12 protein-coding genes are annotated in these 15,710 nt (G+C 55.2%); 8 read left to right on the forward strand and 4 right to left on the reverse strand.

What is annotated here, in order from left to right:
• Positions 1 to 23 precede the first annotated feature (23 nt).
• From QZR18_RS03910 to QZR18_RS03930, 5 genes are all read left to right on the forward strand, one after another.
• Positions 24 to 1,214, forward strand: coding sequence for an N-acetylglucosamine-6-phosphate deacetylase (locus QZR18_RS03910; RefSeq protein WP_178703958.1), 1,191 nt, complete (start codon positions 24 to 26; stop codon positions 1,212 to 1,214).
• A gap of 50 nt (positions 1,215 to 1,264) precedes the next feature.
• Positions 1,265 to 1,507 carry a hypothetical protein gene (locus QZR18_RS03915; RefSeq protein ID WP_178703955.1) on the forward strand — a complete coding sequence of 81 codons (243 nt, stop codon included), beginning with the start codon at positions 1,265 to 1,267 and terminating at the stop codon, positions 1,505 to 1,507.
• 116 nt (positions 1,508 to 1,623) lie between these two features.
• Positions 1,624 to 2,988 (forward strand): hypothetical protein, encoded by a 1,365-nt coding sequence (locus QZR18_RS03920; protein ID WP_178703953.1) that lies wholly within the window; start codon positions 1,624 to 1,626, stop codon positions 2,986 to 2,988.
• 2 nt (positions 2,989 to 2,990) lie between these two features.
• Positions 2,991 to 4,004: a hypothetical protein gene (locus QZR18_RS03925; protein WP_295910390.1), complete on the forward strand. Its 1,014-nt coding sequence runs from the start codon at positions 2,991 to 2,993 to the stop codon at positions 4,002 to 4,004.
• A 13-nt stretch (positions 4,005 to 4,017) separates the two neighbouring features.
• On the forward strand, positions 4,018 to 4,917 hold the full coding sequence (locus QZR18_RS03930) for a tetratricopeptide repeat protein (RefSeq protein WP_178703951.1): 900 nt from the start codon (positions 4,018 to 4,020) through the stop codon (positions 4,915 to 4,917).
• 79 nt (positions 4,918 to 4,996) lie between these two features.
• On the opposite strand, the gene glgB is transcribed toward QZR18_RS03930, so the two are convergent.
• The 4 genes from glgB to glgX all read right to left on the reverse strand — a co-directional run bounded on the left by glgB (position 4,997) and on the right by glgX (position 12,764).
• Positions 4,997 to 7,183: a 1,4-alpha-glucan branching protein GlgB gene (gene glgB, locus QZR18_RS03935; protein ID WP_178706904.1), complete on the reverse strand. Its 2,187-nt coding sequence runs from the start codon at positions 7,181 to 7,183 to the stop codon at positions 4,997 to 4,999.
• A gap of 36 nt (positions 7,184 to 7,219) precedes the next feature.
• The gene (locus QZR18_RS03940) at positions 7,220 to 9,238 is read right to left on the reverse strand and encodes a maltotransferase domain-containing protein (RefSeq protein WP_178706907.1); all 2,019 of its coding nucleotides are present in this window, start codon (positions 9,236 to 9,238) and stop codon (positions 7,220 to 7,222) included.
• Positions 9,239 to 9,362: 124 nt separating this feature from the next.
• Positions 9,363 to 10,463, reverse strand: coding sequence for a tryptophan--tRNA ligase (trpS, locus tag QZR18_RS03945; RefSeq protein WP_178706910.1), 1,101 nt, complete (start codon positions 10,461 to 10,463; stop codon positions 9,363 to 9,365).
• An 18-nt stretch (positions 10,464 to 10,481) separates the two neighbouring features.
• Positions 10,482 to 12,764, reverse strand: coding sequence for a glycogen debranching protein GlgX (glgX, locus tag QZR18_RS03950; protein ID WP_178706913.1), 2,283 nt, complete (start codon positions 12,762 to 12,764; stop codon positions 10,482 to 10,484).
• A gap of 105 nt (positions 12,765 to 12,869) precedes the next feature.
• Between glgX and QZR18_RS03955 the strand changes: the two genes are divergently transcribed.
• From QZR18_RS03955 to QZR18_RS03965, 3 genes are all read left to right on the forward strand, one after another.
• Entirely contained in the window at positions 12,870 to 13,679 is an 810-nt protein-coding gene (locus tag QZR18_RS03955) for an electron transfer flavoprotein beta subunit/FixA family protein (protein ID WP_178706916.1), read from the forward strand.
• Positions 13,676 to 14,674: an electron transfer flavoprotein subunit alpha/FixB family protein gene (locus QZR18_RS03960; protein ID WP_178706919.1), complete on the forward strand. Its 999-nt coding sequence runs from the start codon at positions 13,676 to 13,678 to the stop codon at positions 14,672 to 14,674. Before QZR18_RS03955 ends, QZR18_RS03960 begins: the two co-directional genes overlap by 4 nt.
• 9 nt (positions 14,675 to 14,683) lie before the next feature.
• Positions 14,684 to 15,710, forward strand: a 1,027-nt coding sequence (locus QZR18_RS03965) for a cysteine desulfurase family protein (protein WP_178706922.1), incomplete at its 3' end; no start/stop codon positions are given.

The following is a 15,710-nucleotide window of genomic DNA, read 5'->3' on the forward strand; positions in this document are numbered from 1 at the left end:
TGAAAATGTGCGAAAATATTCATATGGATTCACAAGTTATGCGAGGCCGCATCGTTCTGAAAGATTCCATCATTGAAGATGGCGTTATCACCGTTGAAGGCCAATTTATTTCTCATATTTGCCCAGCATCTGATTTCTTAGGCGAGCTCCCGCAGTCAAGTGGCTCGACTTTCCTTCCGGGACTTGTTGATGTGCACTGTCACGGAGGCGGTGGAGAGTCTTTCCCGAATGCAACGACTCCCGAGGCCGCAATGCAAGCCGTCATGGAACACCGTCGTCACGGTACGACCTCGTTGGTTGCATCGTGCGTCACCGCTGATGCTGACACCTTGAAAGCACGTGCTCGCACCCTAGCTTCGCTTGCTGAGAAGGATGAAATCGCGGGTATTCACTTCGAAGGCCCCTTCGTTTCCCATGCACGTTGCGGCGCGCAGGATCCGACCTACATCGTTGATCCAGATCCCGATCTCACCCGAGAACTCATTGATGAATGCAAGGGATATGGGCTTTCAATGACGTTGGCTCCGGAAAAGCCCCGTGCATTCGGTGAAGGTTCTGTTGCTGAAGCGCTGATTGATGGGGGCGCTATTCCTTCGTGGGGGCATACGGATTCAAACTCGACCTTTGCACGTCAAGCCTTGGAATACTCACGTGAGCATTTCGCGCAATCTTCGACCACTCGTGGTCCTCGTGCGACGATTACACACCTCTTCAATGGTATGCGTCCGCTTCACCACCGCGATACCGGTCCGATCGCGGAATTTCTTTCAGATGCAGCCCGTGGCGGTGCGGTTGCGGAGCTGATTTGCGATAACGTCCACGTTGATCCACTTCTTGTCCGTGATGTCTACGAACTTGTCGGTCGCGATCACGTTGTGCTGATTACAGATGCGATGGCTGCCGCCGGAATGCCCGACGGTTCTTACACACTTGGCCCTCAGGACGTTGTTGTTCGTGATGGCATTGCGCGCTTGGCCCAGGGTGATTCTATTGCCGGTGGCACTGCGCACCTTCTTGACTGTGTTCGCGTGGCGACGACTTTGGGCGGAATTCCTCTGGTGGATGCTGTCTACATGGCATCAGCTCAAGGAGCCAAGATCTTAGGTGATCCGCGAGTGGGCAGCCTTGAGGCTGGAAAATTTGCGGATATCGTCGAGGTGGATTCCGAGCTCAATGTGCGACGCGTAGTTCGCCGTGGCACAGTAGTTGAGTGAGAGGAAAGCGATCTCGTAAGCGTCCTTGGGGCGAGAGTCGACCATTACAAATGTCGGCTCTCGCCTCACTTGCGCGCAGTGAAATTGGTCCTAATGGTGAGCTCTATCAGGTCCAATATCTTCGTTCTTCTTCGAAGCTCTATACCTGCCCTGCTTGCCTGCAAACAATCACCATTGGCAGTGCACACGTCGTTGCATGGCCCGAAGAACGTGCCTATGGATTGGATCAGGGAGTTCGCGCTCGGCGACACTGGCACCTGAACTGTTGGAAACGTGGTCTTCGCCCGGCATAATGGGCGTGATTGGCTACGTGCACGTGGCGTGAGACACCTCCAGTATGCACTCGTGTTGTTTGCCCGTAGAGTTACTAACTAGAGGTTGACGCTATCCCATTAATAGGAGACTCCGAGTGGACCAGCTCAGAAGATTTTCAGGAGCAGCTGCAGCATGTGCAGTTGCGGTGATTGCTGCGATTGTCGCGGTATTGGCTTTGACAGTGTGGAAGCCGACCCAACAAATTAGTGCGACTGTTACCCCCCAGCAGCCGGTCGTCATCACTCGTGAGGGCCTCTTCCAACTCGAAGGGGGTGAAGTTACTGTTACCGCGGCTTCTGCCTCGGGAAAGCAAGTGACGATGGCACTGGGTACAGCGGCAGATGTTCGCGCATGGGTTTCCGACCTTTCCTACGCGGAAATCACTGGCATCTCGGCAAATCGTGAGAATCTTTTGACCGAGGGACACGACTCTGCGGCGTCGGCAACTTCATCGCCGTCTCCTTCGCCTTCCAGTGAGGCTCCGCAAAACCCTGATCAGAATGCTCAGCCTTCGCCTTCTCCCAGCGCGACTTCAACTCTGTCGGCTGCCGGTGGAGATATGTGGCTTGACGAGGCGACCGCTCCTTCAACCGCAACGATGACACTTCGTGATGTTGCAGCCGGTCGTTCGCTGGTTATTACGTCGGATGGAACGACTCCCTCTGATTTGACAGTCACTATGACCTGGCAGACCCCTCATGCGAATGTCTTAGCAATCACTGCAGGCGTTATTACATTCATTTGTCTTCTCATCGCCGCGGCGTTGGTCGGCCTTGTTCTTTGGCGTGAACGTCATGCCGCTTCTGAGGAAGAAACCCGCGAGCAAGACGAAGCAGAAGAAGGCACATCTCAACAGGTAGATCCCGCCTTCTTTGAAGCAGTAGATCATTCTGATTCTTCCGAAGAAGAGGCTGGAACTTCTGAAATCGACAATGAAGATTCTGAAGAGTACAGCGACTCGACCGACAATGGGGAAGCGCCTTTAGATTTAACGGCTCAGGATTCCTCCACTGAAGTCGCTGAGTTTGACGAGGAGAAGTCAGAAGGCGAGTTGCCAGAAGATCACACCTTAGAAGAGAGCTTCGAAGTTGATGAAACTTCCGTTACCGATCAGGATGAATCTTCGGATTCTGAGCTGCGTCGTGGTCGCCACGGTATTGCCTATCACGATGATGAAGTAGACCCGCCTGCTCGTGAATCAACAGATACGGGAATTATTGATTTGTCCGCTATTCGTCCAGGTGCCGTTCTTCCATCGCGCCGTGCGCTGCGTCAGGCACGCGAGAAGGGCGAAGGACGCTTGGTGATTGGTGGCCAAGAATTTGATACTGGCTTGATCCCTCAGGTGGAGAAGGAAGAAGAAACATCCACCGTTGAAGGTTCCGAAGAAAAGCGCTCGTGGGGTTCGATCATGGGGAATTGGATTTCACCAAAGCAACGCGGACAGAAGGGACAGTGATGATGAAACTACGACGTATCCTTCCAGTCCTGTGTGTGCCTGCACTTGTTCTTGGGGCATGTAGCAGCAGTGATCTAGTTGCCCCTGAGGTAACTTCCCAGCCTTCTTCCGCCTCTCCAAACCTCGACTCGGCTCGCATCGAGCGTGTTCTTGGATCTATTCAGGACACAATCAATACTGCTGATGCAACACGCGACGCTGCTGCTCTTGAACCTCGACTTGAGGGTGGGGCGTTGCGTATGCGTAGCGACCAGTATGCTGCTGCTAAAGCAACGAATACCGAAGTTCCTAAGCTTGTCGTCAATCAGGGTTCGGTTGCAGTGACGAATTCGGATCAGTGGCCGCGCGTTATTGTGAATGTCTCCAGCCCTGATCAGGCATCTCTTCCTGTGCTCGCATTCGCAGTTCAAGATGACGCTCGATCGAAATACAAGCTCGTTGGTTGGACGCGTGCGCTTGGTGGAGCTCAATTCCAGTTGGATAATGTGGAGAAGGGCTCTGCGGCACTTGGTCCGGAAGCTCAGGGATTCGTGAAGACCCCGAAGGACGCGCTTCAGGGCTACGTGGACATGCTGAATTCCGGTAATGCCGGTAATGATCAGTATGCGGGTGATGATTTTGCTCGTCGCTACTTGCAGGATGCAAAGAGCTTGAATGATGCGGTTCAGGCTGCAGGAAACGTTCAGGCTCATGCTGATCTCTCGGCTGATTTCCCGATTGTCGGTGTCGAACTAGTCGACGGTTCAGCTCTTGTTGCTGCTTCATTCACCTATACTCAGACCTATCAGCGCACTGTTGCTCGTTCAACGATGCGCCTCGGGGGAACAACTGCTGCATTGGCAGAAGGCGATGACGATACGGTCAAGGGAAAGGCGACAGCAACCTACGTTGTGACCGTGCTCCTGCACATCCCCAAGGCCGGCTCGGATTCGCAGCTGATTAGCGTCGTTGGTGCAGAACGCGCACTTGGCTCGGTCGTCAAGGATGATGGCGCCGGGAACCCTGATCAACGTTAAGGAGATCTTCTTCATGAATAATGATGCTCACAATCCTCAGCCTGCAGATTCGCACGGTGCACTCGACCTCAGTGCAGCTGCGTCCGCCGCAGGACAGGTTGGCCCCAGCACTTCTCAGCAGACAAATCGAGAAGGCAGTGCCGGTGGCATCAGCATTCCGCTGATTGATTCCTGCGATGATTCCTCTTTTGAGGCCATTGCCGCGAATTCCCAAAAGGTTCCGGTTGTCCTCGTTCTTTGGGCTGCTCGATCTCTTGAATCTAAACAGTTGCTGGCCACCCTCGAAGAGCTCGCACGTGAAAAGGCGGGTGCCTTCCAACTTGTTGAGGTCGATGTTCAACAGGCCCCTCGAGTTGCACAGGCATTCCAAGTACAGGTCCTCCCGACAACGGTTGCTCTTGTTGGCGCGCGTCCTGTTCCTCTCTTCCAAGGTGTTGCTGCTAAGGAACAGATTGCCCCTGTCATCGAGGATCTGCTGAAGGCTGCTGGGCAGATGGGAGTGACCGGTCGGATTGCTGTGAGCGGATCCGATGTTGCGAAGCCCATTCCAGAGGAGCATGTCCCCGCCCTTGAAGCTGAAGAACGCGGAGATCTTGAAGCTGCGCAGGCTGCCTGGGAGAAGATTATTGAACACAATCCCCGCGATGAAGAGGCAAAGAATCACCGCGCACGGATTAATTTCAAACTGCGTGAAGCTCAGGAAAATAGTGACCCCTCCGCACAAGCAGATGCACTCTTCAATGAGGGAAAGACCGCCGAGGCGTTTAATGTCCTTCTGCGTCTCATCGAAGATAGCCCGGAGGATCAGCGTGAGGATTACCGTGTCAGGCTGCTTGATCTTTTCCGCATTGCGGGCAATACCCCGGAGGTTAAGGCTGCAAGACGGCGTTTGGCTGCGCTGTTGATGATCTAGAGGCTGTTAACAGGCAGCTGATTAGGGGTGTGGGGAACAGATCACAATCTGTTCCCCACACCCCTAAGTGCTAAAAAGCTCAGTGCTGCGGTGCCAGCCAGAGAGCACCCAGGGGAGGAATGCGAAGCTCAACCGAGTAGGGGCGTCCATTCCAGGGGATCTCTTCAGCAACGAGTTCGCCGATATTAACGACTCCTGAACCACCATATTGTGGATCGTCCGTATTGACGACCTCTTGCCAGGTCCCCGCATGAGGCAGGCCGATGCGGTAACCCTCGTGGGGGTTACCAGCGAAGTTCACCACGCACACAAGCTCATCCTGAGCGCGGTGGCCGCTGGTGGCCTCGGATTTACGGATGTAAGAGATCAGGTTGTGATCGCCATCTGAGGCGTCAATCCATTCGAAACCTGTGTAGGTGTCATTCCACAGTGCTGAGTGGGTGCGGTAGAGCTCGTTGAGGCGCGCAACCAAGGCTGCCATTCCGGCATGGTCGGGCTGATCATAGAGCCACCAATCCAGGGAATAGCTTTCATTCCACTCTTGTTCCTGTGCAAATTCCTGCCCCATGAAGATCAGCTGCTTACCGGGGTGCGACCACTGGTAGGCGAAGAGTGAACGCAGGCCAGCCATCTGCTGCCAATGATCACCTGGCATCTTGGAGACAAGTGCACCCTTGCCGTGAACGACTTCGTCGTGAGATAGAGGCAGCACGTAGTTCTCTGAGAAGGCATACACCAGTGAGAAGGTCAGCTCACCGTGATGCCAGCGACGGTTGACAGGATCTTCAGAGAGATAGCGCAGGGTGTCATTCATCCACCCCATGTTCCACTTCATTCCAAACCCTAGGCCACCGCCTGAGGTTGGGGCGGTAACTCCAGGCCATGCGGTTGATTCTTCCGCAATCATGACAATTCCAGGATGCAGGCGGTAGGAGGTCGCAGTTGCTTCCTGAAGGAAAGAAATCGCCTCAAGATTCTCACGCCCGCCATATTGGTTCGGACGCCACTGGCCGTCCTTACGCGAATAATCCAGATAAAGCATGGAGGCAACGGCATCAACGCGTAGACCGTCGATGTGGAATTGATCAAGCCAGTACAGCGCGTTTGCAACCAAGAAGTTTCGCACTTCGGTGCGGCCAAAATTAAAGACGTAGGTTCCCCAATCCGGATGCTCGCCACGCAGCGGATCAGGATCTTCATAGAGCGGGGTACCGTCGAAGCGCGCCAGCGCCCAATCGTCCTTGGGGAAGTGGGCCGGCACCCAGTCCAAAATCACGCCGATACCCTCTTGGTGGAGACGGTCCACGAGGTAACGGAAATCATCGGGAGTGCCATAGCGTGAGGTCGGTGCGTAGTAAGAAGTGACTTGGTATCCCCACGATCCACCGAAGGGATGCTCAGCAAGAGGCATGAATTCGACGTGGGTGAAACCCATCTTCTTAACGTAGGGGATGAGCTCATCAGCCAAACCGCGGTAACCCAGATCCTGTTTCCACGATCCTGCGTGAACCTCGTAAATCGACATGGCGCCGTTGTGAGGGTTCGCGTCCTCACGTGCGCGAAGCCAGTCTTCATCGTTCCATGTGTGGAAGACATCGGTGACGACCGAGGCCGTGGCCGGGGGAATTTCGGTTGCCCGAGCCATGGGGTCTGCTTTTTGGAACCAGTTTCCAGATGGTCCTTGGATTTCGAACTTGTAGCGGGCGCCGACACCAACGCCGGGAATAAAGAGTTCCCACACTCCGGAAGCGCCCATTGTGCGCATGGCGTGTCCGGTGCCGTCCCAGAAATTGAAGTCACCAACAACGCGCACGGCCTGTGCATTGGGGGCCCACACTGCGAAGGCAACACCATCGACCGGTCCCATGACACCGTCAAAATGCTTGAGGTGGGCACCCAGGACCTCCCATAGGCGCTCATGACGTCCTTCGGAGATCAGATAGGTATCCATTTCGCCCACGGTCGGGAGGAACCTGTACGGATCATCAACGACCTGCGAATGATCTCCGTAGGTCACGCGCAGACGGTAGTCGGGAATGTCATCTGCAGCGAAGACGCATACCCAAACACCCCCGTGTTCGTGGCTTGCCGGGTAGGTATGGTTCTGAGTGAGCACCTCGACCGAATCGGCCAGATGGTGAACGCTGCGGATCGTGACAACACCGTCATTGAGGTGCGCTCCCAGCACGTCGTGGGGGAGAGGATAGCGCCCTTCTGCTACCGCATCGAGGACGTCTGTGGCCACTGGTGTCGCTTGAGGTTCCATGTGTTCATCATCTCATGTTTAAAGAAGATCCAATAATTACTCGGTTTCGATGGCCATGACATGACCCAATCGATCCCAGGGGGACAGTCGTACCCAATTGGTGCGTGACCAGGAGTAACGCTGTCCATCGAGTTCATCGACTACGGTAAAGTTTGCCGATGATGTTCCCAAAGAGAGTCCGCTCAAATCAACATCGATTTCTCCTTCAACCGTGTTTTCCGGGTCCAAGGAGATCACGACGATGACTGTATCGGGCAATCCGGTCGGTGAGAATCGTGCGGGGACATGCTTGGAGAAGCACAGGATCTTCTCCGAGGTCGTGGGGTGGATGCGAAGATCGTGAAGCTGGCGCAGCGCTGGGTGACGTTCGCGAGCGCTATTGAGAAGTGTCAGTAGAGTTGGGATTCCCGTCTCCTGGGCAAGCCTTGGATCGCGAGGCCGGAATTCGTACTTCTCATTATCGTTGGGTTCCTCGGCCCCCTGGCGTTGAATATTTTCAACCCACTCGTATCCCGAGTAGATTCCCCATGAGGGTGCTCCAAGTGCGGCCAGCATCGCACGAATTGCGAAGATTGCACTTCCCCCAGAAGTCATTTGAGGAGTGAGAATATCGTGTGTCGTTGGCCAGAAGGTCGGACGAATAAGGTGCGCAGTGTCGCGTGCAAGCTCCTGAAGATACTCCTCGATTTCTTGCTTTTCGGTTCTCCATGCGAAGTAGGTGTAGGACTGGTCAAAGCCAATCGCACCCAAGGTTCGCATCATTGCGGGGCGGGTGAAAGCCTCGGCAAGGAAAATAATTTCCGGATGACGCGTATGGATTTCTTCTAGGAGCCGTTCCCAGAAAGGAACGGGTTTAGTGTGCGGATTATCGACACGGAAGATTGTCACTCCGTGGGAAATCCACAATTCGAGCATGTCACGAATCGCCTTGTAGATTCCCTCTGGATCTCGATCGAAGTTCAGGGGATAGATGTCCTGATATTTCTTCGGTGGGTTCTCTGCGTAGGCGATCGTGCCATCTGCGCGCTGGGTAAACCATTCGGGATGCTCTCTCACCCACGGGTGGTCGGGGGAGCACTGAAGCGCGATATCCAGTGCAACTTCTAAGCCCAGTTCTTTTGACTGTGCAACGAAATAATCAAAATCGTCGAAAGTGCCTAACTCCGGGTGAATGGCATCGTGGCCGCCCCGCGCCGAACCAATGCCGTAGGGACTGCCGGGTTCACCTTTATGAGCAACCAGAGAGTTATTCTTCCCTTTTCGATTGGTTAAACCGATAGGGTGAATTGGCGTCAAATAGACGACGTTGAAGCCCATAGACGCGATACGGGGCAGGTCCTCGGTTGCAGTGCGCAGGGTTCCCGATACCCAGTGTCCTTTCTTGTCCTGGAAAGCACCGTGTGAACGGGGGAAGATCTCATACCACGCACCTGCGAGGGCGCGGTTTCGTGCAACGTACAGAGGGAAAGTGCGAGTTGAACCGTAGAGGTCACGGAGTGGGAAATTGCGGAAGACCGCGCGCACCGGAGCAGCTAGGCCAGCGGAGAGACGACGTTGGGGAGTTTGAGTGGTATCTCGTAGGGCCTGCGCGGCAGCAAGTAGGGTTTCAATACCTGCTCGACTTGGTTGCTTTTGGGAAGGATTGTTTAGTGCCTCTCCGCGTGCGGCGCGTTCCATCAAGAGCGCGCCTTCTTCGAGCATGAGTTCGACGTCGACCTCGGCCCCAATCTTCACTGAGGCGTCGTGGCGCCATGTCGCGTAGGGGTCTGACCATGTATCAATGCGGAAACTCCACTTGCCAACCGCGTCTGGCATCAGCCATGCTTCGTAGCGGTCGAGGCCGGGAGCGATGTCATACATGAGGGCGCGTGAATGGATGGAGCCACCGGGGCGAATGAGAACTGCCTCAGCAGCATAGGCATCATGGCCCTCTCTGAAGACGGTTGCTCGGACAGGAAAAGCCTCAAAAACCGTTGCTTTAGCCGGCAAATTCCCGTCCTCGACGACGGGGAAAACTTCAGTGGCCGGGATGCGTGGAAGTAGTGTCTCGTTCACATACTCAAGCCTAATGGATGCTGTGATGATCGACATAGTCAGGAAGTGAAAAGGCTATGAAGGGTCCAAAAAGGTGGTGGTTACTTCTGAGGAAGTAACCACCACCTTGAGCGTTTCAAAAAGCTCAGTAGACCATGTGCATCGCTTCCCGGACCTCGTTCAAGGTCTTTTCTGCACGTTCGTTTGCCTTCTCATTGCCTTGGCGGAGGATTGAGAGCAGGTATCCGGGATCAGCCGCTAGCTCGGCACGACGCGCGCGGATTGGCGCAAGCATTTCGTTGAGAGCCTCTGTAACGGTGGCCTTGAGCGCACCGCCGCCGCCATCACCGATACGCTCGGCGATAGCGACCGGATCCTCGCCTGTGGCCAAAGAAGCAAGCATCAGTAAATTGGCTACCTCGGGACGGTTCTCAGGGTCGAAGGTGATGTGACGATCTGAATCAGTCTTTGCGCGCTTTAAGATTTTTGCAGTCTCATCTGCGGTCATTGCCAATTCGATCGTGTTGCCGCGAGACTTCGACATCTTCGTTCCGTCTGTTCCCAAGAGCAGGGGAGTCTCTGAAAGAAGCGCATCAGGACGGGGGAATACGGCTCGCTTGGGGTCGACGCGACCGTAACGCTTATCGAAGCGCTGAGCAATCAGACGGGTCTGTTCAATGTGAGGGAGCTGGTCTTGCCCGACAGGAACGATATTGGCCTTGCAGAAGAGGATGTCACAGGCCTGGTGCACCGGGTAGGTCAACATCAAACCGCTCATTGCACGGCCGTCGGTAGCTTCCAACTCTGCTTTAACCGTGGGGTTACGGTGCAACTCGGCCTCGGTGACCAAGGAAAGGAAAGGAAGCATGAGTTGGTTCAGTGCAGGAATCGACGAATGATTGAAGATCGTCGTCTTCTCTGGATCTAAGCCAACTGCAAGGTAATCAGTAACCAAGCCAAGGACGCGCTCTTGAATGGGGCCGACAGCGTCGCGGTCTGTGATGACCTGATAGTCAGCTACAAGCACCCACGTATCGACTCCGCGTTCTTGAAGAAGAACACGGTTTCGCAGGGTGCCGAAGTAGTGACCGAGGTGCAGGCGTCCAGTTGGACGGTCGCCAGTCAGCACGCGAAAACGCGTGGGATCTTGGTCGATTGCCTCGTCAATTTCCTTTGAACGCGCAAGAGAACGCGCAAGAGAAGCATCAGAGGTGGATTGCTCGAGAGTTTCTTCGCTGGTAGTCACTAGCTCAGTTTAGCGTGATCACTGCGCGGGCGAAGAGTCCACGGATGAGAGGTAGATATGCATGCTGAAAGGATCCATGGAAACTGTTGCATCCGAAGCCTTGTAATCGAGAGTATGCGGCAAGGTCACCGCATCGCTTATCGAGGTCACACCACCGTCGTCGATCTGGCTCCATGCACTATCGAAGACGTGTACCCACTGGACTCCTTGGCCTCGGGGAAGAAGAACATTGCGGTCCGCTGTCGTTCCGTTGAAGAGGACAAGAGCATCGCGAGAACGGTAGGGAGTACCTGAACGCAGCATTTGGAATACACGTGAATCAGGTGATGTCCATACGTCGTCACGCATGGGAAGTCCATTCGCGTCATACCACGAAAGGTCAGGAAGCGTATCGCCATTCGGGTCGGTCCCGGAGAAAAACTTCATTGGCCGCAATGCAGGATGTGCACGGCGCAACGCAAGAAGCCAACGGACGATCTCAAGCTGTTCCTTTTGGAGCTCAGAAAGATTCCAGTCGATCCAGGAAATGGGAGAATCTTGGCAGTAGGCGTTGTTATTACCAAATTGCGTGCGCGAAAACTCATCGCCTGCAACCAACATGGGTGTTCCAGAGGAGACAAGGAGCGTGGCAAGAAGATTGCGTTGTGAGCGCTGGCGCGCGGGGACAATGTCTTCAACCAAGCCGGTGATATCACGGACATCGGGGTCAACACCCAAAATCGGCGCGGCCAAAGCTCCCTCAAGGCCATGGTTCCACGAGTGATTGTTATCCGAACCGTCGCGGTTTTCTTCCAGATTTGCCAAGTTGTGCTTATGGTCAAATGCCGTAAGGTCGGCCAAAGTAAAGCCGTCATGTGCCGTCACAAAATTGACAGATGCTCCCGGCCCGCGAAGGTATCCAACGCCGTGGCCAAAGAGATCTTGAGAACCCGAAAGACGAGTTGCGAGTTCATTGGCTCCACCAGCCGGTCGTCCCGCACTCAGCTCTCGCAAATCAGAAAGCCAGAAGCTTCGAACGGCATCGCGGAAACGGTCATTCCACTCGCAGAAAGGATCGGGGAAATTACCCGTCTGCCACCCTCCTAAACCAACGTCCCAGGGCTCTGCGATGAGCTTGGTCTCGCGAAGAAGGGGATCTGACCCCATCGCAATAAGCAAGGGGTGTAGGGGAGTGAAACCGGTTGAAAAACGCCCGATAGTCGCAGCGAGATCAAAGCGGAATCCGTCAATTCCCATGCTGGCTACCCAGTAGCGCAGTGAATCCAAAATAAGAGAAATCACCTGGGGATTATCGGTATTGAGTGTGTTGCCACACCCTGTCGTATCGATGATCTGTGAGGGGTAGGCATCAGTTCGCCTGTAGTACAGAGGTGAATCAAGCCCACGCAATGACAGCGTCGGACCGGTGTCTCCGCTCTCGCAGGTGTGGTTATAGACCACGTCAAGGATTACTTCAATCCCGGCCTCGTGGAGAATTGAGACCATCCCGCGGAATTCATCAATCACGGCCTGCGGGCCTCGTGCGCGAGCGGCGGCGCTGGCATAGGACGGCTCAGGGCTAAAGAAGGAGAGGGTGGAGTACCCCCAATAATTCGTCAAGCCGCGTTCGACTAAGAAAGGCTCATCAGACTTTGCGTGGATCGGGAGAAGCTCGACAGAGGTCACTCCCAATTCTTTGAGATAACGAATGGAAGCGGGATGAGCAAGACCCGCATAGGTCCCGCGCAGATTGGGAGGGACCTCCGACATATTCTGCGTGAAGCCTTTGACGTGTAGCTCATAGATGACGGTCTCATCCAAAGGGACCTTTGGTTGTGGGGTAATGCGGAATGAGGTGTCAATGAGCACGCTATGTGCGTTAAAAGGCGCGGAATCAGTTGTCGATGGCTCGAGGGGGTAAGAGACCGGGTAGAAATCTTCATCGACTTGGTGTGCGTAGACCTCGGGACGAATGTCGACAGTACCTGCGAGGCCACGGCCATAGGGATCGACTAGAAGCTTGTTCTCGTTAAAGAACAGGCCTGCATCGGGATCCCAAGGGCCTTGCGCACGGAAACCATAGTGGGTTCCAAGGCCGAAACCTTCGATATGTCCATGCCAGATGCCATGATCGGGGCCAAGAAGACGATAGCGCTGCTCAAACCCGGTATCTGGATCGATAACACAGAAGTCAACCTGGGTAGCACGTGTCGATACCACTGCAACGTTGAGACCTGATCCAGATACGGTGACGCCTAATTGACGATAGTGAGGATGAGGTTGCGTAACGGCGTGGTAGACGTAATTCGCCTGTTGTGACATTGCCGCCCCTTTTTCTCATGTCAGAACTGAGAACATCATAGTCGTATCCGTCCGCTGGCACACATAGAGCTGCGCATATCAGCACCGATATGGCACTCTGGATACATGAGGATTGCAGTTCTGGTCAAACAGGTTCCTGATACAAGCTCGGACCGGCGTTTTGAAGACGTACATTTAGTGCGTGGTGAAGACGATGTTCTCAACGAAGGCGACGAACACGCAGTGGAAGCTGCGGCTGATCTTGTTCGCACCCACGGAGGCGAAGTCGTTGCGGTGAGCATGGGGCCAGAAGATGCCAGTGACGCGCTGATTCGTGCGCTGGCACTTGGTGCCGATAGTGCTTATCTGCTCTCTGATCCCAAGCTTGAGGGTGCGGATGTCACTGTTTCAGCACGTGCGCTCGCGGCTTTGCTGACGGTCTTGGCGGATGAGGAACCTTTCGATCTGATCATCGCCGGAATGGCAGCGGCGGATTCGATGACGTCGATGCTTCCTGCGGCGCTTGCGGCGGCTCTTGGCCTTCCCTTGGTTTCGCAGGCTCGAGAGTTAACTGTTGACGTCGAGCACTCACGGCTTCGCGCCTCGCGAAGTGTTGACGGTGTTGACGAATCCCTTGAAGCACCTTTCCCCGCTGTTCTTTCTGTTTCAGATCAGCTGAACGAACCGCGTTTCCCCGGTTTTAAGGACCTCAAGGCTGCTCGGATGAAGCCCTTAGTTCGTGCTGAACTTGACGATATCGCTGAGTGCGATCCCAGCGGAGTGCTCTCATCTGTCTTGGCTTCTGGACTTGATGCGATGCCTCTTCGTATGGAATTTATTGAGGAACATCAGCGTGGCGGATCAGGTGAGGTATTCCCCGATACCGGTGATGGTGGTAAGCGTCTTGCGGAATTCATTGAGGAGAAGTTGAAGTGAAGGCTTTGTTGAACTCTGCGGTCCTCGTTCTTGACCTGGTTTCTACTGAGGGAACAATTGATGCCCGTCACAAGGACATCATTGCTCAAGCTCGCGAGTGCTGCGAAGAGCTGCATGCGATCGTTTTGTGCTCCGAGCTCCTGGATTCCCTTGGAGGGGAGTTGGGGCGAATTGGTGTGTCCTCTGTGATCCCGATTATCTGCCCCGAGGCCGCGCTGACAACATCGGCTGTGCTTCCTTCGCTGGAATCTGCCTACCGAAGCCTGAATCTTGCTGGAGCGCCGATTTTCTTCGCCACGCGTTTCCTTGACCGTGAGTGCGCCGCTTCCCTTGCCGTAATTTTGGGTGGGTGCGCCATCGCCGAGGCCGTCGAGATTCACGTTGAAGAGGATCGTTTGCGCGCGACGACGGAAGCCTTGGGCGGCTCGTGGAGGGGAGAAGTCCTTGCCACGGCTGCACCCGCGTGCGTGTGTCTGCGTTCGCGCGGCCTCGTTCCTGAGGAGGTCGAAGGCCAGTGCCGGGTGGGTGAGCCGATTGTGCTGTCCCTGAGCGATCAGACCACTAAGGTTGACGAGCGTGCGTATCAAAGTGGAGACGGTCGCCCGAAGGTGACTGAAGCTGAGATTGTTGTCGTTGGCGGTCGCGGCGCAGGGCAGGACTGGAGTTTGGTTGAAGATCTCGCCGATGCTTTGGGTGCTGGCATCGGTGCAACGCGTGATGCTGTTGATGAAGGCTGGGCGAAGCGCAGCGCGCAAATCGGCCAAACCGGCGTCACGATTGCCCCGAAGCTCTATATCTCTCTTGGCGTTTCAGGTGCAATCCATCACACGATTGGAATGATGTCCTCGGGAACGATCGTTGCAGTCTGTGATGATCCAGATGCTCCGATCTTCGAAATTGCTGATTTCGGAGTTGTCGGAGATCTGTACGAAATTGTTCCCCAAGCGCTGGAGCATATTCGCGCGTGGCGCGTGAATGAGCCCCAGGACAACTGAAAGACACCCGTGTCGCACTATCTTGATCACGCCGGTTCCACACCTCTGGCACCCGGAGTACGTCAGGCTTGGCTTGACGCCCAAGACTCCCTCAGTCGGCGTCCCGGGAACCCGGCGGCTCTTCATGCTGGCGGACGTTCCGCTAAGCGCATGCTGGAGGACGCGCGTGAACGTGTAGGCGCTGCCGTGGGTGCATCTCGCGCGGAGGTTGTTTTTACCTCGGGTGCGACAGAATCAGATGCACTGGCGCTTGTCGCTGCCTCTCGGGGGATGCGTGGGGCCGATGCCAGACGCGTTGATGTTTGGATGTCTCCAGTCGAGCATGACGCGGTGCACGAGCAGGGCGAAGTCCTGCGCCGAGAGGGATTTAGGCCGCGGATCTTCGCGGTGAATTCTTCGGGGCGTGTGGAGTATTCGGATTTAGGGCCAGCGGAGTTTGAACGTGCGGCATTAATGTCAATGACGTGGGTGTGTTCTGAGCTTGGAACCATTGAACCAGTGGGTGAATTTGCCAGCTTTATTCACGAGGCACGGGCGGATCAAGCGCCTCTTGTGCATTCGGATGCCGCTCAAGCAATCGGCTACTGCGACGTTAATTTTGCTCAATCTGGCTTAGATCTATTGTCGATCGGTGGTCATAAAATCGGTGCTCCCGTTGGTACGGGTGCACTGATTGTCCGTCGAGGGATCACGATGGTCACGGACCGGCCCGGTGGGGGACACGAACGTGGAATCCGCTCTGGAACCCCCGATGTTGCCGGGGCCTGCGCGCTTGCAACTGCCCTCGAATTTGCAGTGGAGCATCGCCTCGAACGTGTCCAACGTGCGCAGCAGCTCCGTGAGCGTCTTATTTCTGGCCTCCCCCAGGGAGTGCGTTTAAGTGTTGACCCAGCTACGGCCTCGGCAGCGATTATTCACTTATTGATCCCCACTCACCATCCCGAGGCGGTTCTCTTGGCTATGGATATGGCAGGCGTAGACGTGTCTGCTGGCTCGGCATGCCATGCCGGAGTGACTCGGCCCTCGCGTGTCGTGA

This window comes from uncultured Actinomyces sp. (assembly GCA_900541895.1).
In the GTDB taxonomy this organism is placed as follows: Bacteria; Actinomycetota; Actinomycetes; order Actinomycetales; family Actinomycetaceae; genus Pauljensenia.

Bases quoted from the DNA above. Each gene is read 5' to 3' on its own strand.
- QZR18_RS03910 (WP_178703958.1), top strand. From the start codon at position 24: ATGGATTCACAAGTTATGCGAGGCCGCATCGTTCTGAAAGATTCCATC.
- QZR18_RS03915 (WP_178703955.1), top strand. From the start codon at position 1,265: ATGTCGGCTCTCGCCTCACTTGCGCGCAGTGAAATTGGTCCTAATGGT.
- QZR18_RS03925 (WP_295910390.1), top strand. From the start codon at position 2,991: ATGAAACTACGACGTATCCTTCCAGTCCTGTGTGTGCCTGCACTTGTT.
- QZR18_RS03930 (WP_178703951.1), top strand. From the start codon at position 4,018: ATGAATAATGATGCTCACAATCCTCAGCCTGCAGATTCGCACGGTGCA.
- glgB (WP_178706904.1), bottom strand. From the start codon at position 7,183: ATGGAACCTCAAGCGACACCAGTGGCCACAGACGTCCTCGATGCGGTA.
- glgX (WP_178706913.1), bottom strand. From the start codon at position 12,764: ATGTCACAACAGGCGAATTACGTCTACCACGCCGTTACGCAACCTCAT.
- QZR18_RS03955 (WP_178706916.1), top strand. From the start codon at position 12,870: ATGAGGATTGCAGTTCTGGTCAAACAGGTTCCTGATACAAGCTCGGAC.